This window comes from Streptomyces sp. NPDC036984, assembly GCF_055607665.1.
Genome location: NZ_JBVJRL010000012.1, coordinates 227,262 through 247,749 on the forward strand (window position 1 = coordinate 227,262; position 20,488 = coordinate 247,749).

17 protein-coding genes and 1 pseudogene are annotated in these 20,488 nt (G+C 69.7%); 10 read left to right on the plus strand and 8 right to left on the minus strand.

Features of this window, described 5'->3' with window-relative positions:
* The first annotated feature begins 40 nt into the window (after positions 1–40).
* From gap to ACZ7DL_RS22985, 3 genes and pseudogenes are all read left to right on the plus strand, one after another.
* Positions 41–1,039: a type I glyceraldehyde-3-phosphate dehydrogenase gene (gene gap, locus ACZ7DL_RS22975; protein ID WP_470776487.1), complete on the plus strand. Its 999-nt coding sequence runs from the start codon at positions 41–43 to the stop codon at positions 1,037–1,039.
* Between the two features lie 357 nt (positions 1,040–1,396).
* Positions 1,397–1,689: pseudogene (locus tag ACZ7DL_RS22980) on the plus strand (ADP-ribosylglycohydrolase family protein); the annotation flags it as partial.
* Positions 1,690–1,806: 117 nt separating this feature from the next.
* A complete protein-coding gene (locus tag ACZ7DL_RS22985) occupies positions 1,807–2,676 on the plus strand; it encodes an NmrA/HSCARG family protein (RefSeq protein WP_470776490.1) in 870 nt (289 codons plus the stop codon).
* A 272-nt stretch (positions 2,677–2,948) separates the two neighbouring features.
* On the opposite strand, the gene ACZ7DL_RS22990 is transcribed toward ACZ7DL_RS22985, so the two are convergent.
* Positions 2,949–3,488, minus strand: a complete 540-nt coding sequence (locus tag ACZ7DL_RS22990) for a MarR family winged helix-turn-helix transcriptional regulator (protein WP_470776492.1) — start codon at positions 3,486–3,488, stop codon at positions 2,949–2,951.
* A gap of 241 nt (positions 3,489–3,729) precedes the next feature.
* Between ACZ7DL_RS22990 and ACZ7DL_RS22995 the strand changes: the two genes are divergently transcribed.
* Together ACZ7DL_RS22995 and ACZ7DL_RS23000 are read left to right on the plus strand one after the other, a co-directional pair.
* Entirely contained in the window at positions 3,730–4,809 is a 1,080-nt protein-coding gene (locus ACZ7DL_RS22995; protein ID WP_470776493.1) for an alkene reductase, read from the plus strand.
* A 337-nt stretch (positions 4,810–5,146) separates the two neighbouring features.
* Positions 5,147–6,010 (plus strand): alpha/beta fold hydrolase, encoded by an 864-nt coding sequence (locus ACZ7DL_RS23000; RefSeq protein ID WP_470776495.1) that lies wholly within the window; start codon positions 5,147–5,149, stop codon positions 6,008–6,010.
* Between the two features lie 48 nt (positions 6,011–6,058).
* Here ACZ7DL_RS23000 and ACZ7DL_RS23005 read toward each other — a convergent pair whose 3' ends face one another.
* From ACZ7DL_RS23005 to ACZ7DL_RS23015, 3 genes are read right to left on the minus strand one after another with little or no spacing between them, the layout of a single operon-like run.
* Positions 6,059–8,044, minus strand: coding sequence for a glycoside hydrolase (locus ACZ7DL_RS23005; protein ID WP_470776497.1), 1,986 nt, complete (start codon positions 8,042–8,044; stop codon positions 6,059–6,061).
* A 24-nt stretch (positions 8,045–8,068) separates the two neighbouring features.
* The gene (locus ACZ7DL_RS23010; RefSeq protein ID WP_470776499.1) at positions 8,069–9,517 is read right to left on the minus strand and encodes a sensor histidine kinase; all 1,449 of its coding nucleotides are present in this window, start codon (positions 9,515–9,517) and stop codon (positions 8,069–8,071) included.
* Positions 9,514–10,227, minus strand: coding sequence for a response regulator transcription factor (locus ACZ7DL_RS23015; protein WP_470776501.1), 714 nt, complete (start codon positions 10,225–10,227; stop codon positions 9,514–9,516). Before ACZ7DL_RS23015 ends, ACZ7DL_RS23010 begins: the two co-directional genes overlap by 4 nt.
* Here ACZ7DL_RS23015 and ACZ7DL_RS23020 point away from each other — a divergent pair.
* Both ACZ7DL_RS23020 and ACZ7DL_RS23025 read left to right on the plus strand, forming a co-directional pair.
* Positions 10,226–11,575 (plus strand): sensor histidine kinase, encoded by a 1,350-nt coding sequence (locus ACZ7DL_RS23020; RefSeq protein ID WP_470776503.1) that lies wholly within the window; start codon positions 10,226–10,228, stop codon positions 11,573–11,575. The genes ACZ7DL_RS23015 and ACZ7DL_RS23020 overlap by 2 nt on opposite strands.
* Positions 11,576–11,616: 41 nt before the next feature.
* Positions 11,617–12,312, plus strand: coding sequence for a GntR family transcriptional regulator (locus ACZ7DL_RS23025; RefSeq protein WP_470776505.1), 696 nt, complete (start codon positions 11,617–11,619; stop codon positions 12,310–12,312).
* Between the two features lie 175 nt (positions 12,313–12,487).
* Here the strand turns inward: ACZ7DL_RS23025 and ACZ7DL_RS23030 are convergent, their stop codons facing one another.
* Positions 12,488–13,453, minus strand: a complete 966-nt coding sequence (locus ACZ7DL_RS23030; protein ID WP_470776507.1) for an ABC-2 transporter permease — start codon at positions 13,451–13,453, stop codon at positions 12,488–12,490.
* A gap of 489 nt (positions 13,454–13,942) precedes the next feature.
* Positions 13,943–14,719 (minus strand): SDR family NAD(P)-dependent oxidoreductase, encoded by a 777-nt coding sequence (locus ACZ7DL_RS23035; protein ID WP_470776509.1) that lies wholly within the window; start codon positions 14,717–14,719, stop codon positions 13,943–13,945.
* A gap of 262 nt (positions 14,720–14,981) precedes the next feature.
* Here ACZ7DL_RS23035 and ACZ7DL_RS23040 point away from each other — a divergent pair, with 262 nt between their 5' ends.
* Positions 14,982–15,671 carry a TetR/AcrR family transcriptional regulator gene (locus tag ACZ7DL_RS23040; protein ID WP_470776510.1) on the plus strand — a complete coding sequence of 230 codons (690 nt, stop codon included), beginning with the start codon at positions 14,982–14,984 and terminating at the stop codon, positions 15,669–15,671.
* A gap of 371 nt (positions 15,672–16,042) precedes the next feature.
* Complete coding sequence (locus ACZ7DL_RS23045) at positions 16,043–16,990, plus strand: FMN-binding negative transcriptional regulator (protein ID WP_470776512.1); 948 nt, start codon at positions 16,043–16,045, stop codon at positions 16,988–16,990.
* A gap of 239 nt (positions 16,991–17,229) precedes the next feature.
* On the opposite strand, the gene ACZ7DL_RS23050 is transcribed toward ACZ7DL_RS23045, so the two are convergent.
* Positions 17,230–17,847 carry an LmbU family transcriptional regulator gene (locus tag ACZ7DL_RS23050; RefSeq protein ID WP_470776514.1) on the minus strand — a complete coding sequence of 206 codons (618 nt, stop codon included), beginning with the start codon at positions 17,845–17,847 and terminating at the stop codon, positions 17,230–17,232.
* Positions 17,848–18,493: 646 nt separating this feature from the next.
* On the opposite strand from ACZ7DL_RS23050, the gene ACZ7DL_RS23055 reads away from it, so the two are divergent.
* The gene (locus ACZ7DL_RS23055) at positions 18,494–19,558 is read left to right on the plus strand and encodes an IS701 family transposase (protein WP_470776516.1); all 1,065 of its coding nucleotides are present in this window, start codon (positions 18,494–18,496) and stop codon (positions 19,556–19,558) included.
* A gap of 204 nt (positions 19,559–19,762) precedes the next feature.
* Here the strand turns inward: ACZ7DL_RS23055 and ACZ7DL_RS23060 are convergent.
* Positions 19,763–20,488 (minus strand): thioesterase domain-containing protein (locus ACZ7DL_RS23060; protein WP_470776517.1); only part of this gene is annotated, 726 nt, incomplete at its 5' end.

A 20,488-nucleotide genomic window follows, 5' to 3' on the forward strand; every position in this document is an offset into this window, starting at 1 on the left:
CCGCGGGCGAGCCTGATGGCGAAGGAAAGGGACATCACTCATGACTCGCATCGCCATCAACGGATTCGGCCGCATCGGACGCAATGTGCTGCGCGCGCTGCTGGAGCGCGACAGCGCCCTCGAGATCGTCGCCGTCAACGACCTGACGGAGCCCGCCACTCTCGCCCGGCTGCTCGCCTACGACAGCACGGCCGGCCGGCTCGGGCGCCCGGTGACCGTCGACGGGGACGCCCTCGTCGTCGACGGCCGTCGGATCACGGTGCTGGCCGAGCGCGAACCGGCGCAGCTGCCCTGGGCCGAACTCGGCGTCGACCTCGTCCTGGAAGCCACCGGCCGCTTCACCTCGGCCAAGGCCGCCCGGGCCCACCTCGACGCGGGCGCGAAGAAGGTACTCGTCAGCGCGCCGTCGGACGGCGCCGACGTCACCCTCGCGTTCGGGGTCAACACCGACGCCTACGACCCGGCCGTGCACACGATCGTCTCGAACGCCTCCTGCACCACCAACGCGCTCGCGCCGCTGGCCGCGGTCCTCGACGAACTCGCCGGTATCGAACACGGGTTCATGACGACGGTGCACGCCTACACGCAGGAGCAGAACCTGCAGGACGGTCCGCACCGCGACGCCCGTCGCGCCCGGGCCGCCGGCGTCAACATCGTGCCGACCACGACCGGCGCCGCCAAGGCGATCGGCCTGGTGCTGCCGAACCTCGAGGGCAAGCTGTCGGGCGACTCGATCCGCGTACCGGTGCCGGTGGGCTCGATCGTCGAACTCAACACGACCGTCGCCCGCGACGTGACGCGCGACGACGTGCTGGCGGCGTACCGCGCCGCAGCGGAGGGACCGCTCGCCGGCATCCTCGAGTACTCGGACGACCCGCTCGTGTCGTCCGACATCACGGGCAATCCCGCCTCGTCGATCTTTGACTCGGCCCTCACCCGCGTCGACGGCCGCCACGTCAAGGTGGTCGCGTGGTACGACAACGAGTGGGGCTTCTCGAACCGCGTGATCGACACGCTCGAGTTCCTCGCCACCCGCTGACCGGACGCCGGGGTGGTGCCCCGCCTCCGGCGACCGCGCCGGCCGGCACTTCCTTCGGGCGCTCTGGTCGACCAATCGGGCCGACCAGCGCGCCCGGTCACAGAAGCGGGTCCGCCCGGCTTCCGGAGGGTGCGGGAGCGCCCCGGCCGGTCAAGGCACTCTTCGAGCGTCGCCCCGCGATGGCCTATGGCCACCCCAGTCCGCGACGCCCCTCGAATCTGGCGGCTGTCAGACGGACCCGCCCCCCTGGTCGAGCCCACAACCAAGCGGGGACGAAGAGCAGGGCTGGGCTTTTCCAAGGAGCCCCAACCCCTCCGTAGACGAGATGCGCGGAGGCGGTGCAGGTGAACCAGCAGGGGAAACGGCTCCTTGATGCGGGCATCGACCTGCGCGGTCCGCTGCGCGGCCGCCGGCCAAGAAGCCGCCATGGACGCGGCCCGCCGCATCGCTGCCTCACCCACGGTGACCGCGCGGCCTGGGAAGGCACCGCGATCTTCCACGAACTCATCCGCGGTACGTGCGAGGACACCGACTCTTTCACCGCGCTCCCGGACCTCCTGGCTCTTGTCCACCCCGACCACCGCGGCCGCTACGCCACAGTCCTCACGCCCGGCCGGCACCCCGATCAGGCGGCCGAGTTCAACGGTGCGGCTGCCTTGGTTTGCCCTGCAACCGGCTGGTGGTACCGATGAGCCGTTACTGCTGAAGGGCATTGGACTGCTCTCGAAGTGCCCGGTGGGGCTGGGCGGGCCGAGAGGGAGGTAGCGATGACGTCTGAAGCCGACGAGCCTCGCGGCGTGGTGCTGGTGGTCGGAGCGACGGGCCAGCAGGGGGGAGCGGTGGCGCGGCATCTGCTGGCGGCAGGTTGGCCGGTGCGGGCGCTGACCCGCGATCCGGGCAAGCCGGCCGCTCGAGTCCTGGCGGATCGAGGCGCGCAGGTGGTGGCCGGTGATCTGGGGGACGCGGACTCGCTGCGTGCGGCTTTGGCAGGTACAGATGCGGTGTTCTGCGTGACGCAGTTCTTCACAGCGGGTTATGAGGGGGAGGTGGCCCAGGGCCGGCTGATGGTCGACCTCGCCGCGCAGGCCGGGATCGGGCACTTTGTGTTCAGCTCGGTGGGCAGCGCCGACAAGAACACCGGCATTCCGCACTTCGACAGCAAGTACGAGATCGAACGGCATCTCGCGCAGGCCTCGGTCCCCTACACGGTGCTGCGACCGGTGTTCTTGATGGAGAACTGGGAGGGCCGCCGACAGGAGATCACAAGCGGCCGTTTGGTGACCCCACTGTCGCCTGAGCGACCGGTGCAGCAGGTCAGCGTCGAGGACATCGGCGCCTTCACCCTCCTGGCACTGAGCCGACCCGACCACTGGAAGGGACGATCGGTGGACCTGGCTGGGGACGAACTGTCGATGGCGCAGTCCGCCGATACCTTCGCCCGGGTCCTGCGGAGCCCGGTCGAAGTGCGGCACATCTCATGGGAGGACTTCCGCGCCCAGCAGGGCGAGGAGATGTACGTCATGAACCGGTGGTTCGAGACCAGCGGCTACGAAGCCGACCCGGGCCGACTGCGGGAGATCCACCCAGGAATGCTGTCGCTGGAAGGCTACCTTCGCACCCACTCCTGGCATACGTGACCGTCACAGCGTCGGCAGACCGGCGCCCCCGAAGCACCTCCATCGAGTGATCACCGACTCGGAGCACAGTCGGCCTCGGCATCAGGACGATCGACCAGATGTCGTGGTCACCCTGGCAGATCGAGGGAGCTGCGACCCGTCCACGAGGCTTCGAGGAGCCTGGCGGGCGGCGAGGGCTGACGGAAATGATCTCTGAGCGGTAACCGCGCGGGTCCGCGGACCGGGCGGTCCGGTGGGCGACCGCATCGAAAGCCGCCCGTCCGCCCGTCCTGTCAGGACGTTCCCGGGCCCCCTGAGGGCGGCGGGGTGCGGGTGAGGTTTCGCTCGAACCGTTCGAGGACGCGCAAGGCGGTGTCCTGGTCCTCCGGGCTCAGATCCGCGGTGGTGTGAGCTTCGAGTTCGGCCCAGACGTGTTCGACTGCCGTGCGCAGAGCCTGGCCGGCCGGCGTGACCTCGATCAGCGCAGCGCGTTTGTCGGTGGGGCAGGGGCGGCGGCGTACGAAGCCCGCATGTTCCAGGCGCCGGACGGTGCGGGTCATGGTGGCGGCATCGGAGTCCAGCAGGCGCACCAGGTCGGTCTGGCGTTGGGGGCCCTGTTCCCACAGGTGCATCATCACCAGCTCCTGGCCGGGGTGCAGGCCGACACGGCGCAGGAGCTGGCCGGCGAGCATGCGATGCAGGCGGGCGACCCGGAAGATCGCGTGGCTGATCCGGCCGGTACGGGCGGCCGAGGGAAGCGGGACTGTCGCCATGCCACCCGCTGCCTCATCCTGCGCCGCGGCCTCGACGTCTTCGCTGGGTGGTTCATCCATGCTCCGCGACCCACCTTCCCCATATGTGTTCGGACAGTTCCCAGCATAGCCATCGCCCTGGCGGCCAGCGAGGTACCAGCGATTGCGCCTGCCTTACCAGCCACGTGGTGAGCGTCACGCACGCCGAGGAATGCCGGATCCGGTTTACTTGTTCAGACAGGTAAATCCGTGCGGGGCGACAGCTACCGCGGGCAATGACGGTCAGGCGGAGGTCCTGGCCGCTTCTCTGGAGGACTTGATCATGACGACCACTTTCGAACCGTTCGAACCGTTCGAACTGGGCGGCAGGCGCCTGGCCAACCGCATCGCGATGGCCCCGATGACACGCAGCCGCGCCTACGGCGCCGGCGCCGCTCCCACGGCTTCCATGGCCACGTACTACGCGCAGCGGGCGAGCGCCGGGCTGATCGTCACGGAGGGGGTCCAGCCGTCGGTCGTCGGTCAGGGCTATCCCGACACGCCGGGCCTGCACTCCCCCGAGCAGGTTGCCGCCTGGCGGACGGTGACCGACGCGGTGCATCAGGAAGGCGGTGTGATCTTCGCGCAGCTGATGCACACCGGTCGCATCGGCCATCCGGCCCTGCTGCCCGGCGGGATGGTTCCGGTCGCGCCGTCCCCGATCGCCGCCAAGGGCCAGGTCTTCACTCACGAGGGCCCGAAGGACATGGTGACCCCCGAGGAGCTGACGGACTCCGAGATCCGTCGGACGATCGAGGACTTCGCCGCCGCAGCACGCAATGCGATCGCCGCCGGGTTCGACGGGGTGGAGATCCATGGCGCGAACGGTTATCTCGTCCACCAGTTCCTCGCGCCCAACACCAACCAGCGCACCGACATCTGGGGCGGCACCGTCGAGGGCCGGATCCGGTTCGCCGTCGAGGTGAGCGCGGCCGTCGCCGACGCGATCGGCAGCCACCGCACCGGTATCCGCTTGTCTCCCGGCAACCCCTACAACGACATCGCCGAGGAGGAACCGGACGCCACCTACGGTCCGCTGGTGGACAGGCTGGCACCGCTGAACCTGGCCTATCTCCATCTGATGGAGGGTCCCGACCGTGAGCTCACCCTGCGCCTGCGCAAGGCGTGGCCGAACGCCTTCATCCTCAACCCCTTCACCCACCCCAAGCCCACCGGCCCCGAAGCGCTGACGCTGATCGAGGACGGCACTGCGGACCTGGTCTCCTTCGGCATGCTGTTCCTGGCCAACCCGGACCTGCCCCAGCGCCTCAAGGCGGGCGGACCCTTCAACGCCCCCGACCAGAGCACCTTCTACGGCGGCGACGACCGCGGCTACACCGACTACCCCGCCCTGTCCGCCTGATCCTGCTGAGCGCGCGCCTCTACGGCTCGAAGCATGGTCACGCGCCACCCGTGGCGCGTGACCGCCAGCCGGCCGACGACACGAAGCCCTCTTTCGCCCGTTGCCGCGGATCAGATGCGCAACCTGCTATGACGAAGAACCGCTGGCGTGGTGCTGTACGCCGACCTGATGCGCGCCGGCAATGGTGGGCTGATCGCGCAGAGACAGCAGCAGACGCTGCACATGCCGCACAGGTTTCCGGCGAGTCCACCGAAGACCCGGCCACCCGATGCACGCCCAGGCAGGGCCACTTCCCGGCCCCGCACACCTGCCCGACTCGAACATGAGGAGAAGCGACATGACCACCCCCGCCCCGGAACCCGCCCTCGAGGGATTCGCGCACCACTACGCCGACGTGAACGGCACCCGGTTGCACTACGTAACCGGCGGTGAGGGAGAGCCCCTGGTGCTTCTGCCGGGCTGGCCGCAGACCTGGTGGCAGTTCCACAAGATCATGCCCGCGCTGGCGGCTCGCTACCGCGTCATCGCCGTCGACGTCCGGGGCATGGGCACGTCGGCCAAGCCCGACGCGGGCTACGACAAGAAGACCATGGCCCGCGACGTCTACGAACTCGTCCGCCACCTCGGCCACGAGAAAGTCAACATCGCCGGGGAGGACATCGGCGCGATGGTCGCCTTCGCCTTCGCCGCCAACCACCCCGAGGCGACGAACAAACTGGCCATGTGGGAGGTCGGGCACCCCGGCGAGATCTTCCACGAGCTGCGCATGCTGCCCCAGCCAGACCGGCCGCACCTGTGGTGGTTCGCCTTCAACCAGGTCGACGACCTGCCCGAAAAGCTCCTCGCCGGCCGCTACCGGCTCCTGCTCGACTACGTCATCGAAAACGAGACCCGCGACCCCGACGCGATCGACGAGACCAGCCGGAGGATCTATGCCGCCGCCTACGAGCAGCCCGGCGCGGTCCGCGCCTCCAACGCCTGGTACCAGACCTTCGGCCAGGACATCGAAGACGCCCGCACCTACGAGCCCCTGAGGATGCCCGTCCTTGCCATGGGCGGCATGAACTTCGACTTCGTCCACCCCCTGCTGGACGGCAAGGCCACCGACGTGCACTACGTGGAGTTCAAGGACACCGGTCACTACCTGTCCCAGGAGCAGCCCGAAGAACTCACCGACGAACTCACACAGTTCTTCGGCTGAGCCCAGCACGGCACCACTTCGGGCTGCCCGACGCGGAACACCCGCCTGTCACAACCCGGCCGGGCAGAGCCGTCGCGGCTTGCCGCCGTGGAGCACCGCGTCGACGCAGCCGCCCGGCAGCCCGTCGTGAGCCGTGGCGGAGAAGTTGGCGGTGACGGTCAGCGCGTGGTCGCCGAAGGTCGTCCGCTGCACCAGACCGTCGGACGTCAGCCGGCGGAAGCCGGTCATCGGCTCGGTCGCCGCCGTCTTGTGCAGCGGCTCGAAGTACCGCTGCAGCCGGGCGATCTGTCGGCCGTGCCGATCGAGTTCGGACTGGCTCAGCACGAGATTGAGGGGGACGTTGTAGAGCATCGCCAGCAGGGCTCGGGTGCGGCTCTGGTCCGGCAGCTTCGACCAGGACAGCTCCCATCGTTCGGTGCTGATGACCGAGTCGTGCAGCACCGTCTGGTAGAGCGGCACCCGGTACCTCGGGTCGTACATCGCCTTCGCGACGTCGGCCGGGAGGTGGACCGGCTTGAAGAAGGTCGCGGGTGCCGTGCCCGGCGCGTATCCGCCCCAGCTCTGCCGGTCCCGCTCCAGCGCCCACAGCCGATCGTCGACGGGGGTGCCGGAGCCGTGGCTGAAGGACAGCACCCCGTTCGCCCAGGAACCGGCGCTTTCCGAGCCGAGCACCAGCTTGCGGTCGCCCGACAGCCACGCCATGCGCCGCAGGCGGTTGCGGCGGTCCTGTGCCTGGGTCATCGGGTGCGCTGGTGAGTGGTCGGTGAACAGCTCCCCGGCCGCGTCGACGTCCAGGAAGTAACTGTCGGCGCCCGACGCGGTCATCTGCCGGGTACGGTCGGCCAGATAGTGCCGAGACGGCTCGGCGCGCCGGAGGGCCTCGGAGCTGACATAGCAGCCTCGGCCACCGAAACCGGTGACCATCCTGCCGTCGGCTCGGTGCACACAGGCGTCCTGCCACACCGGGGCGGGCCACTTCGACACCGAGGTGTCGGCCGTGGCGGGATCCTGCGCGTTGGCCCAGGAGTCGTACGGTCCGACCAGGTAGCCGGCCCGCTCGGCGAGGGTCGTCGCCTCGCGGCTCATGGGGGAGCCGTCGGCATCGTAACCGAGCCACATCCGGCCGATGCCGAGCTCCCGCAGCCGCCGTACGCCCTCGGCAGTGCGCGCCTGGCCCCAGACGTAGGCGTGGAAGGCGCCCGCCAGCCTGCCGACCTCGGGATTCCGGGCGATCTTCGTACGCAGCGTCGTGATGCCGCCGTGGCGGAGCAGCCACGCGCGGTAGTCCTGTGCCGCGGCCACCGGCGAACCGTCGGTGAGCGCGAAGGTCACCGAGTACTGCCCCGTACCCTCCCGCGTCGAGAACGCGTGCTCGGTCTCGGTGTGCAGGCGACCGCGGGAGGAGACGAACTTCAGCGTGGTCCCGATGTCGGACTCGGCGATATAACTCACACCGTGCCGCCCGGACAGGCTGGTTCCCCAGAAGGGCATGGTCAGACCGTCGGCCATGCCCGTCTCGGATCCGGCCAGCCCCGCCGAGTCGCTGTTCCACCACCGGTCGGCGACCGGCACGGACAAGCCCTCACCGCGCGGGATCTGCAACTCCTTCGTGGCCGGGTCGGTCGCCGTGACAGGCCAGCTCAGGGTGGCCTCCCGGGTGGAGCGCACGGTCACCGCGAGCCTGCCGTCCCGCGCGGACGCGGTGACCTTGAGCCCCTTCGCCGGGTAACGCCAGGTGGCCGTCGCGCCGTGCACCGAGACCTTCCCGGCGGGGCCCAGGGTGCCCGCCGCGGGCGCGGAGAGCTGCCAGGCGGAGCCGTCGTCGGCCTGCGCGCGCACGGCCAGCGAGCCGACGTCCAGCACCGCTCGTCCCCCGGCAACCCGTACGGCGACCTGGTCCCCTCGCACGTCGACCCGTGCGCGGTCCGTGCCCGTGCCGAACGCGGTGGCAGCGCCGACCACACCGATCACCGTCAGCGCACTGCTCAGCGCGATGACCTTGTTCTTGGTCCTCTTGAGCTTCCTCGTCTTCACGGTCGGCCAGTGTGCTGACGGGCACTAAGAACTTTGTGAGAACGCCGGCCCTGTCGGTGCCGGGACGCGGAGGCGGAAGAGGGCTCCGCGGCCGGGGGCGTGTTCGACGGTGAGGTCGGCGTGGTGCGCGCGGGCGATCTGGCGGGCCATGGCCAGTCCGAGGCCGGAACCGGGCAGGGCACGGGCCGAGCGGGCGCGGTAGAAGCGGTCGAAGACGTACGGCAGGTCCTCCTCGGCGATGCCCGGTCCGTGGTCGCGGACGACAAGGTCCAGCCGGCCGGCGGGACGGGTGAGCGTCACCTCGACGGGACGACCGGGCGGACTGAACTTCGCCGCGTTGTCGAGGAGACTCGACAGCAGGCGGGAGAGCCGGGCCGGGACACCCGCGATCGTCGCGGTGTACGCGTCGTGGTCCACGCAGAGCTCGAAAGGCACGTCCGGCCAGTGGTCACGAGCCGCTTCGACGGCCTGGGCCACGACCGAGGCCAGGCGTACCTGCTCGACGAGCGGATCGGGTTCCTCCTCGCGGGCCAGCTCGATCAGATCGTTGACCAGCAGTGTGACCTCGCGCAGCTGGCGGCCGAGCGCCGCGGCCGCCCGCTCGCGCTGGGCGTCGGTGAGGCGGGCGGAGCGGGCGAGCAGCTCGGCGTTGGTGCGCAGCGCGGTGAGCGGGGTGCGCAGTTCGTGCGAGGCGTCGGCGACCAGGCGGCGCTGGGCGGTGACGGACTTCTCCAGTTCTTCGAGCATGGTGTTGAAGGAGGCCGCGAGCCGGGTGATCTCGTCCTCGCGGCCCGCGCGCTCCGGCGGCATCTCGATGCGGTGCCGGGCATCGCGGGTGATGGCGATGCGCTCGGCGGTCGCGGTGAGGCGGCTGACGGGGGCGAGGCCCGTACGCGAGACCCAGGAGCCGAGAACACCGGCCAGCACCACCCCGGCCGCACCGACGGCGGCGAGCAGGCCGGCGGCCTGCCGCACCCCCTCGTCGACGGTGTCAGAGCGCACCGCCACCTGAAGGGCGCGGCCCTCGCCCAGGGGCGTGGTGAGCATCCGGGCACGGTGGCCGGCGAGGCGGATCCCGCTGTAGTACGGGCCGTGCCTCCCGGCGGCGACCCGGCGGGTGCCGCCGGTCACGGGCAACAGATAGGGCGTGGCGGGGTCGTCGCCGGGCCGCGCGGGCACCATCTGGGCGCAGGCCGGTGCGGCGAGGTAGCGGCATTCGCCCTGCACCACGCCCAGAGGTTCACGCCGGTACTGCTGCGCGTCCAGCCGGGCGGACTGGGTCAGGTGAAGGTCGAGCTGGTGGAGCAGCTGGTGACGGATCACCAGGAACGCCGCTGCACACACGCCGACCACCACGGCCGCGACAGCGCAGGACGCCGCGAGGGTCAGCCGGGCGCGCAGCGGCCGGCGGCGCGGCCAGCGGGCGTGCGAGCGCCCGCCCTCCCGCGGTGCGCGCCCGCGGACGCCCCTCACGGCAGATCCAGCCGATAACCGACACCGTGCACGGTGTGCACGAGCCGTGGCTCGCCCCCGGCCTCCAGCTTGCGCCGCAGATAGCCGATGTACACCGCCAGGGAATTCGATGTGTGGCCGAAGTCGCTGCCCCACACACGCTCCTGGATCGTCTCCCTCGGCAGTACCTGTCCGGGATGCTGGAGCAGCAGTTCCAGCAGCGAGAACTCGGTCCTGCTGAACTCGACGGCGCGTGGTCCGCGCAGGCCGGTCCGGGTGGCCGGATCCACCACGAGATCGGCGAAGGCCAGTTGCTCGGGTCCGGTCGCCGGCCCGGCGGGCGCGCTGCGGCGCAGCAGCGCCCGGACGCGTGCCAGCAGCTCGTCCAAGGCAAAGGGCTTGACGAGATAGTCGTCCGCACCGGCGTCGAGGCCGGCCACCCGTTCGCTCACCGAGTCCAGGGCCGTCAGTACCAGTACGGGAGTGCGGTCCCCCAGGGCCCGGAGCCGACGGCAGACCGCGAGGCCGTCGAGGCCCGGCATCATCACGTCGAGCACCAGGGCGTCGGGCTCCCAGTCGCCGACCGCAGCGAGCGCCGCCGAGCCGTCCCCGGCCGCGCGCACGTCGTAGCCCTCGACGGCGAGTCCGTCCAGCACGGCGTCGCGCACCTCGGGCTCGTCGTCCACGACCAGGATTTTCGGCGCTCTCACGTGGCCGCCAGCGGTACTCATGGAGAACAGCCTGCCAAACCCCGTCTCGCCCACCGCTTTCCAGGCCCACCGCTGCCCGACCGCGCAGAACGGCGGCGAGGTGGCGGCGGGCTTCGGCGAGCGGGTGACGGTGGTGGAAGTAGCCGCTGCTGTTCGTCACGAACACCGTGACGGCAGCGGCGACTGCCTCCAGGCCGACGTCGATCTGCAGGACATCGAAGGCGATGAAGTGCACGGGCATCACCGCCGCCGGCTCTTGAACGGTCCGGCCGCCTGGCAGCAACAGCCGTCGCCGCCCACGCCAGCGCCCCCCCATCTCATCGAGAACACGCCCTGGCCCCGGACCGTCCCCGGCCTGTGCGCACACGCCGGGGTACTCCTGCTGCTCTCCCTGCGCCTGCCCACCAGCTCGGCTGCCACGGCCCTGGGCATGTCGGTCCTCATCCCCGCTCTGATCGAGCTCACCGCCGGCGGGAGTCCTCACCAGAGCAACTCCCTCCCCGATTTGGTGATCTTCTGCCTCACCGTCATCTTCGGCATCACTGTGCGGAGCCGGCGCGAGGCCCGCACCCGGCTGGCCGAGCAAGCCGATCTGACCGAAGGGGAAAGGGCGCGGCGCACCCTGCTGGAGGAGCGCGGCCGTATCGCCCGTGAACTGCACGACGTCGTCGCCCATCACATGCCAGTGATCTCCATCCAGGCCCAGGTCGCCCCGCACCTGATCGACAGCCCTGCGGAACTGACGCAGAATCTGGCGGGCATCAGGAACAACGCCCTGGACGCGCTGACCGAGCTGCGCCGCATGCTAGGAGTACTGCGCTCCGAGGACGTCGCCGGCCACCAGGACCATCACGGCTCCCAGCCCACCCTGAACGACCTGGAGGCGCTGGTGGCCAACGTGCGCGCGGCCGGACTGTCCCTCACCACCGACATCACCGGTGGGCTTCCCCGGAAACTCGCGCCGGGCGCCGGGCTGTCCGCCTACCGCATCGTGCAGGAAGCCCTCAGCAACTGCCTGCGCCACGCGCCCGGCTCACACGTTCACCTCAGCCTCCGCCAGACCGACACGGCACTGGGCATCGAGGTGACCAACACCGCGCCCACCACACCGCCCGCACCCTCCCCCGGCTCAGGACACGGACTGCTCGGCATGCGTGAGCGTGTCGCCCTGCTCGGCGGCCGGCTGACCGCCGGACCGGACACCGAAGGCGGATACCGGGTCAGCGCCCACCTCCCCCTCGACGGCCTCCTCACCACTCATGACGACCGGGCCGTCCACGATCCCGGCACCGGCCCGGGCACCCCTCAGCGCCGACAACCGACCGCGAACCCTCCCTCTCCGGCACCCTTGCCGCCAACGACGCGATGACCGCTCGTTTTCCCTTTCCGTCAGCACCCCACGAGGACGCCATGACCCACGAAGTACGCACTCCCCTCTCCCCGCGCTTCGGCGCCGACGATCGCCACGCCCTGCGCACGCGCATCCACGAGAGCCTGCTCATGGAGATCGTCGACGGAACACTGCCGCCGGGCACCGACCTGGACGAGGAGCACACCGCCGGGCGGCTGCACGTCCCCCGCCCGGGCGTACGCGAAGCCCTGCTCGCCCTGTCCTTCCAGCGGCTGGTCGAGTACACCGGCGCCGAAACCGCGCGCGTGACCGACACCGACATCACCGAAGCCCGGCACATCGCCGCCGTCCTGCACGGCCTGTACCGCACCGCCCTGCTCACCGCGCCCTGGCCCATGACGGATGACCGCCTCCAGGCTTTGCGCAACTGCGCCGCCGCGCACGCGGAAGCCGCCGCCCGCGGCGACAGCTCCGAAGCCGCTGCCGATGAAGCGGCGTTGTGGGAAACCATCGTCCTCACCTGTGTCAACCGGCCCCTGTACGACGCCGTCACCCACCTCGCACCCGTATGGAAGCGAGCCCGTCGCCTCCACCTCTCCTCACCGAGCGGCCACGAAACCGACTGGGGCCCCCTCCTCGACGCCTGCACCACAGGAGACCGGCCCCGCGCTCTCCAACACCTCGATGAGCACGGGGCGCGCGTCAACCAGCGCCTCGACCACGCCGCAAGCCGGCCGGAAGGCACCCCGTCGTAACCGATCCCCGCGCCCTCGTGGAGCAACTCGAACGGCCGGGCTCCTCACCGACCGGCGGCGGGAAGCCCAGCCCTTCAGGGATCCCCGCCCTCGACGATGCTCCGGCCCACGTCGTCGACGCGGGCCTTCTCTCACATCAGGCAGACAGCGAGATAAGTGCCGAACCGCATGGCGCTCATCGACCCCCCGTGATACTGGGGGCAGGGACCGGAATCGAGGCACGGCGGGCGGCGAGCCGGTCCAGAACGTACTGGAAGGTCAGGCAGCCCACCACCCAGGCGGCAAGGGTGAGCAGGGAGCCGATGAGGTGGGCATCGTGGAAGTACGCGGCACCGCGCAGGCCGCGTATCGCGGCCGCCGGGGCCAGGACCTGCGCCAGCGGGGAAAGCCAGGCGGGCAGGAAAGTGGCGGGCAGGATGCCGCCGGACGTGGCGTTGCCGAGGATCAGCAGCACCACGGAGGCGACCGGCATGCCGACCGGTCCGAACAACCGCAGCAGCACGCCGGTCGCGGCGGCGCTCGCCCACGCCAGCAACCCCACCAGCATGGCAACGATGAAGAAGGATGCCGGGAGCGCATTCATGGCGGTGTGCGCGACGAGCGCGACCACTACTCCTGAGGCGACGGCGAAGGCCATCATCGACGCGATCCGGGCAGTCAGCGGCAGGCGCGGAGCGATCTGGTAAGAGGACACCGCGAAGAGAAAACCGGCAAGCACGACGCCGAAGGCCGCGTAGAACGCCGACAACCCACGAGCGTCTCCCGCCACCAACGGCCTCACGTCGTCTACGGGAACGGGATGACCGACTGCCTCGTTCACCGCCGCGGCGAGACCTGAGATGGTGGACGGGCCCTGCGCTCCGGCTGCCAGCAGCCGGAAGTGATGGCCGTTGGCGACGAGGACGGCCGGAACCTTGTCGTGGGTGATGGCCCAGCGGGCTGCCTCGGCATCCTTGTAACGGTAGAAGGTGTAGGCGTTGGGAGACGCGCTGTTGAGGGCGAGTTCCGTGTGGGCGGCCACCGTGTCGGACGTCGCGATGCCGAGAGGCTGGTGGCGTGCCGTGGGTGCGTGGAAGGCCGCCAGGTAGACGGCGACGAATATAGTGCCGATCGCCAGCGCGGTGACGACCGGCACCAGCATTGCCTTGCGTATTCCGGCGGCTGCCGCGAGTACTGGGGCGGGGATGCCTGGTTCCGTATCGGCCAAGGTGTGCCGGGCGCGCGCAGGGCGATCGGTCGTCGGTCGGGCGGCTGGATCGTGTGGTTCGGGGGCCGACGGCGCGGCGGGAGGAAATTCGGTGCTGTGCTGCATGAAGGAATGACTTTCTGCATGTGCGCATGGCGCGCGAGGTGATCTCGGCCGGGGTGGTGACCGGTGGGACCTACGGGTGGTCACTCGCGTGCGGAACCGTGGCCGACGCCGACGCCGCGAGCAGTGGTGGACTACGAGACATGGCGCTCATCGGCCGGAGATCGCGGCGACTGCGGTCGTACGATCGCGGCTGCCCTCCACCTGTCGGCCACGCCCGCTGCCCGACAGGCCCGCAGCCCCGAGGGGAGGGTGGCGTGCCACTCCCCCGGGGCTGCGGGCGGTCGGGCTGGACTCGCCGGGTCGATGCCCCGGGTCCGGCTAGAACATCCCACCGTCGACCTGGAGGGTGCGGCCGGTCATGTAGGCGGCGTCGTCGGAGGCGAGGAAGGCGTAGGCGGCGGCCACCTCGGAGGGCTCCGCGAGCCGCCGCAGCGCGACCTGGACGTTCAGCCACTCGGACATGGACATCTTTCCGGAGAGATCAGGGTGCTGGTAGCTGACCCCGTGCTCCGCGGCCATATCGGTGGCGGTACCGCCCGGAGCGATCGCGTTGATGGTGATCCCCTTCCGTCCGAGCTCGGCGGACAGGTTGAGCACCATCGACTCCACCGCCGCCTTGCTGGCGGCGTACAGGGTGTGCCCGAACACCGCCCGGGAAGCGCTGACCGAAGACGTCAGCACGATCCGGCCGCCCTCGCTCATGTGTGCTGCGGCGTACTGGGCGGCGAACAACTGCCCGCGGGTGTTGACGGCGAAGACACGGTCGAAGTGAGCCGGCGTGATCTTCTCCAGAGCATCGAAATGCTCGATTCCGGCGCACGACGCGAGCACGTCCAGCCGACCGAACTCAGCCACCGCACGCTCGATCAGCGCCCGAGTCTGCTCCGAGTCGGCGGCGTCGGCCTGCACGGCGACCGCCCGGCCGCCCGCGCCGTTGAGTTCGGCGACCAGCGTGTCCGCCGCCTCCTTGTTGCCCCGGTAACCGATGGTGACCGCGGCGCCCTCAGCGGCCAGTCGCCTCGCGACGGCCGCGCCGATGCCCCGGCTGCCACCCGTGACCACGGCCGTCTTGCGTTGGAAACGTGAGCTCTGCACGGATGCCACCACTTCTCTTCTCTCGCACACGTGGGGGAAAGATCGCCGGGCTACGCCTTCGGCGCCCGGGGCCCGGACCGGCCCGGGCGATAGGGCCACCCACAGGTAAAGGGCGTCCCTCGCGTTGTGCCGCCCAGGTCACCGGCGTCTTCGACCCTAACATTAACCGAAGGAAATCCTTCACTTATCTGTCCTGGGTGGCTCACCACTGACGTAACCTCGATACGTTCACCAGCGCGATCACCGAATGGAAGGGCCCCGGGTGACTCCCGACGCATCCCGACAGGGCGGCAGGCCGCGGTTGCGGGCGGATGCCGCCCGCAACCGCGCTCAGGTCCTGGCCGCCGCACGCACCGCCTTCCGGGAACTGGGAACCGCCGTCCCACTGGACGAGATCGCCCGCCGCGCCGGAGTCAACATCGCCACGCTCTACCGCCGCTTCCCCGACCGTGATGCCCTCGTCCGGCAGGTCGTCATCGACGGCTTCACCCTGGTACTCGAAACCGCTCGCAGCGCCCTGAAGACCGCCTCGCGGGACCCTCTGGCCGCCATCGAAGAACTGCTCCTACACCTGGTCGACCAGCGGGACATGCTCGTCCTGCCCCTGATCGGCGGTCCCGTCGTCGACGCCCCCGAAGCCGTCGAACTCCAACGGCAGATCGCCACCGCCCTGGAAGACCTCCTGACCACCGCCCGCTCCCAGGGCCACGTGCGCCCCGACGTGACGGCAGTGGACCTGATCACCACGGCAGCGCTGGCCTGCCGCCCGCTGCCCTACCTCCCCACCGAACAGGCCAGCGCCCTCGCCACCCGCCACGTGCGCATCTTCCTCGACGGCCTACGCCCAGACAGCACCCAGCCGCTCCCCCCAGCCCCCACCCACGAAGAACTCACCGCCCACCTCCACACCGCCAAGGAAACGGAATTAGGTCGGGGCCACGCCAACGTCTGAACCAGCTCAGGGCGCCCTGGCAGCAGCGGGGGCCACAAGGAAGGCGGACGGCATCGTTGCACGACAGCCCTGAGTGCCAGGTCAGGCCCCGGGTTGCGGGCAACGTTCGGCAGCCGGCGACGGGAACGACGCCACTCGCCATCAAGCCAGCGGAACGAGAGGGCTGCCCGGTGAAGCGGGCAAAGTCCTCGGTGGTGATGCTGGGCAGGCCGGCGACCGTCGTCGACGTACATGGACGCCCACGGACAGCCGTTACAACCTGTGGCGTGTCGTACCGAGGGTTCACATTCCCATGTGTCGCAGCCGGCCCTGCGACGGGGGCTGGCACGCACGAGGAGAGGAAGCCCTGGACCGCGGCGCACGCGACGGCCATGGCACGGATACGGGTGCGCTGCATGCGCCATAAACATGTTTCCGGTCATCGCCTCCGTGGAGCGGGCGGCGCTGAAATGGGCCGGCAAGGTAAACACCCCCCCCTCAATCACCGAGCACCGAAAGAAACGGAAGAAATCAGCCAGAAAGGCCGGATCAAGCAGTTCTCGGACAGTGGCGTGTTGATGTCCCGGCAACAGGACATGAGAGCGGACAGCCAATCCGGAGGGCTCGCCGCTGGCGTCGGGCCGCTCAAGAGAACTACCGTGCCAGAAAAGGAGTTTCCCTCGAAAGGAACCCTCGTGTTCGTTCCCCACCAATATCGCGAGCCGGACGCGTCTTGGCTGGTCGACCTGATCACTCGGAGCCCGCTGGCCCTGCTGACGACCAACGGCCCGGCGGGCCACGGGCCGCTGGCCACGCATCTGCCCGTCATTCACGACCCGCACCAGGCCGGCGAGCGGACCGACGACCTTTCGGGCACCCTCCTTCTCGGGCACATGAACGCGCAGAATCCGCACTGGGCTGCCCTGCGGGACGGCGATCCGGTACTGCTCGTCTTCACCGGGCCGCACGCCTATGTGTCACCGACGGTTTACCGGACCACGCCGGCGGCACCGACCTGGAACTTCACATCGGTGCATGTGCACGGCGTGGTCGAGAAAATCGAGTCACAGGAAGAGACACTGGAGGTGGTGAAGGCGACGGTGCGGGCATTCGAGGGGGAATTCGGCGCCGGCTGGGACATGACCCAGTCCGTCGACTACTTCCGCCGCATCGTGCCCGGCGTGGGGGCATTCCGCGTGACGGTGTCCCGGGCCGAAGGCATGTTCAAACTCAGCCAGGAACAGGAGCCCGGGATCCGCGACCGCGTGCAGCGCTCTTTCGCCGAGCGGCCGTGCAGTCGCCACCGGGAGACCGCCGACCTCATGAGCCGCCTGCCCTGACCGGCCGCCCGGGCGTGACCGCACTACCCGGCCGGGCATGGCCGGACCACCCGGCCGGGCGTGGGCCGCACCACCCGACCATGCGTGGCCGCACCGCCCGGCCGGCCCTGCGGCCATCCGGTGGGGAGCGGCAAGGGGCGACCGGGCGGGGTGGGGACTGGTGGGATGGGCCTGCGTGTGTGGGGCTTGCGTGTGTGGGGCTTGCGTGGGTGGCGCCTGTGCGGGGTGGCGCCTGCCGCTTACGCGCTACGGTCCAAAGACGGCTCCAGCACCTCGAGTTCCGCCAGCCCCTCCTGCTCCGCCAGGGCGGGGTCGTCCTCCAGAACCTGTCCGGCCGCCTGGTCCAGGGTGATGAGCACCCACTTCTCGAAGTCGATTCCCGACCGCTCGGCAGCTTTGTGCCACCATTCGAGGTGATTGTCCGGCACGGCGAGACGGCGCGTCCCCGTGGACCGGTCATCCACCTTCCGGCCGCTGTCCCGCGTCTGCTGAATCGAGTTACGCAGCTGCTTGGTGGTCCACCGCATCTTCTCGGCCTGGTCCAGCCAGCGCTCCTGCTCCTCCTGCGGAAGCGAAGCGACCTCGGCGTGGTGCTGAAAGGTCAGCCGATGGCGGCGCCGACTGATTTCGAAGCGCCGGGATACCCATGCGTAGTTGCGCAGCGTCTGATATTTCAGTCCGGCCGCACGAATTCCCCGCTGGTACCGATCGGCATAGTTGTCCTTGCCGTACACGAGCCAGTCACCCAGCCACCATGCGGACGAATCGATGATTCCCGCCAGTTGACGTCCGGCTCGCTCCCAGGTCTCGAAACTCAGACCCATGGGTATCTGCAACCCTACGCGCGTGGTCAGCACCTCACCACCGGCGCGTGAGGAATTCCGGCTTAATTGCCTCGCCTCTCGATAGACGGGAGGCGTCGACCGGGTACGAGAACCTGATCCGGTCGAATGCGCATCGCCCATGCTCATATTTCCCCCATGTCACCGCAACTGGAACCGAAGAACGACGATTGGTCAGCGCGTCGCATTCAAGATAGGGTCAAAAGCCTTCTGCCTTCACCGTGTCAGTCGACGACACGTTGGCCGATCCTCGCGTCACCCCCGTTACTCGACCGAGACCAAGCTGGCCGGATCCAGTCAAACCCAGCAGGCATCGAGGTTGCAAGAGTCACAACTGTACGCGACGCGACTTGTCGATGTTTGATCAGGTGGCCACTTTATTCACCCCTAAATCAGACATTACAGCGCCAACCATGATGTTCACCGACGGAATTCACGCATCACCCGGCAACACAGCGCCCGCGACCGCACGGTTCAAGCCACCGTCGGGAATACCGACAGGTGAGGGCGCCGTCTGCACTCGGTGCGGAGGATGGTCGCTTATTCTGCCTGTCAGTCACCGGATCACGTTCGGCACGACGGGGGAACCATGGCGAATACAGCGGAGGCGCCGGCGAATGCGGTCAAGCAAGCTGCCGCGCCAATAGCACAGGATCCGACCTTGAAGGCCTTCAGCGAGCGACTCTTCGCCGACCTCGCGCGCGCCGACCAGCGCGCCTGGGCCTTCGCCTATCTGACCGCCCTGCTCAGCACGCCGGGCAAGAAGTCCATCCGCCGGCTCGCCCGCAGCATCTCGGCGTCCCCGGCCACCGCGCAGGCACTACGGCAATTCGTCAACGCCAGCCCGTGGAACTCACAATCCGTCCTCCACGCCCTCACCGACTGGGCGGGCGAGCAGGGCCAGGTGCTCTCGTGGTCGATCGGGCGGGCTCTGCTGCCCAAACGCGGCGACCGATCCGTCGGCGCGCACCGCCACTACGACCCGTCGACCGGCCGGACCCTGAACTGTCAGCTCGGCTATGGAGCGTTCCTGCGCATCGGCGAGGAGTTCGTTCCGGTCGTCTGGGAGCTGTCCCTGCCCGGGCCCTGGAGCGACGACCCCCAACTGCGCCGCGCCACCCGCATACCGGACAGCGAACGGTACCGTCCACCCTGGGCCCACGCTCTCAGTCTGGTGAACACGCTTCGCGCCCGCACGACACCCGCACCCGTGGTGGCCGATCTGAGCGACGACACCGACGCCGGCCTCCTGGCCCACCAACTCGACCAGCGCGCACAGACCTTCGTCCTCTCCGTCCCCCCACACCTCCAGGTGTGGCTCGGCAAACGCTCCCCGCTCGCCGAGAGCAGCGCCCAGCAGGGGCCTCTGCCCGCCAGCGCCCTGAGGGGACCCAAGCACCATGGCACCCCTGGCTTCTCCCTACCCGTGCACCTCTCCGTGCCCACGGGTGGTGCTCCGGCGGAACGCCCCTACCTGCTGTTCACGGACGGCGGCTGGCACAACTCTCCAGGGCCCGTGTGGATCACCAACCTGCCCCCGCGTGCCCTGCCGGAGGCCATGGCGCTGGCCGCCACGGCGGACGGCCCCGGCACCGCGGTGTCCGCAATGGCCCGTCGGTTCGGGCTACTTGACTTCGAAGGGCGCTCCTTTCCCGGGTGGCACCACCACATGAGCCTCGTCTCCTGCGCCTTCGCCTACGCACGCCTCACCCGTACCGCTCCGTGACGCCCGGCTGCCGGACGGGGCCCTCGGGACATCACGCGTAGGCGCCTCGCCCATCGCCGTCCTGTCGACAGGACATTGTCCCCATTCGCCCCCCGCCCCGCTCACCGGACGAGCCTGCTGCGGCGGCCGGTCGGGCGGGCGGGCGGGAGGTTGATCGGGCGAGCGGTCGGGCGGGCGGTTGATCGGTCGGTCGGGCTACGGCTCTCACCCCGCTGCCGCATCGTGTTCCGTCTGGAGTTTGCGGGTGATGATGCGGGTGATGTGGGTGGCGGGGCCGGGGAGGTACATGTCCTCGTGGGTGGTGTGGATGTCGTGGGTTTCGAGGGTTCCTTGGATGTGGGGCTGCCAGAGGCCGGCGAAGGATCCTTCGGGTTTGGGTACGGCATTGAAGAGCACGGCGTCGCCGTCGTAGGCGGGTGAGGTGTAGCGGGTCATCAGGGTGGTGTGGTTGGCGATGACCTGGACGGCGTTGTCGACGAAGGCCTGGTAGTCCTGGGTGCCGGCGGCGTTGGTGAGGTGTTCGGCGTAGTAGGCGCGGATCTCGTCGGGGCTGGGCGGGGTGTGGGTGGCCAGGTAGTGGGCCGGGGTGGAGTCCAGCAGGGCGAGCAGACCGACCCGGTGCCCGAGCCGGCGCAGTTCGCAGGCGACGGCGTGGGCGAGGGTCCCGCCGACGGAGAATCCCGCGAGGTGGAACGGCCCGTGCGGCTGGACCGCGAGGATCTGCTCGGTGTAGTCGGTGACCATCTCCTCGATCGAGCCCGGCAGCGTGCTGCCGGGCAGGAAGCCGCGGGCCTGGATGCCGTAGACGGGGCGGTCCTGCGGAAGCAGGGCGGCGAAGCCGAAGTAGGGCCAGCAGATGCCACCGCCGGGATGGATCCACCACACCGGTTCCCGCTCACCACCACCGCGGAGGTGAAGCAGCGGGGCGAA

Coding starts and splice junctions, on each gene's coding strand:
- ACZ7DL_RS23045 (WP_470776512.1), top strand. CDS start 16,043: ATGGCACGGATACGGGTGCGCTGCATGCGCCATAAACATGTTTCCGGT.
- ACZ7DL_RS22995 (WP_470776493.1), top strand. CDS start 3,730: ATGACGACCACTTTCGAACCGTTCGAACCGTTCGAACTGGGCGGCAGG.
- ACZ7DL_RS23030 (WP_470776507.1), bottom strand. CDS start 13,453: ATGCTGGTGCCGGTCGTCACCGCGCTGGCGATCGGCACTATATTCGTC.
- ACZ7DL_RS22990 (WP_470776492.1), bottom strand. CDS start 3,488: ATGGATGAACCACCCAGCGAAGACGTCGAGGCCGCGGCGCAGGATGAG.
- ACZ7DL_RS23020 (WP_470776503.1), top strand. CDS start 10,226: ATGGAGAACAGCCTGCCAAACCCCGTCTCGCCCACCGCTTTCCAGGCC.
- ACZ7DL_RS23025 (WP_470776505.1), top strand. CDS start 11,617: ATGACCCACGAAGTACGCACTCCCCTCTCCCCGCGCTTCGGCGCCGAC.
- ACZ7DL_RS22985 (WP_470776490.1), top strand. CDS start 1,807: ATGACGTCTGAAGCCGACGAGCCTCGCGGCGTGGTGCTGGTGGTCGGA.
- ACZ7DL_RS23000 (WP_470776495.1), top strand. CDS start 5,147: ATGACCACCCCCGCCCCGGAACCCGCCCTCGAGGGATTCGCGCACCAC.
- ACZ7DL_RS23015 (WP_470776501.1), bottom strand. CDS start 10,227: ATGAGTACCGCTGGCGGCCACGTGAGAGCGCCGAAAATCCTGGTCGTG.
- gap (WP_470776487.1), top strand. CDS start 41: ATGACTCGCATCGCCATCAACGGATTCGGCCGCATCGGACGCAATGTG.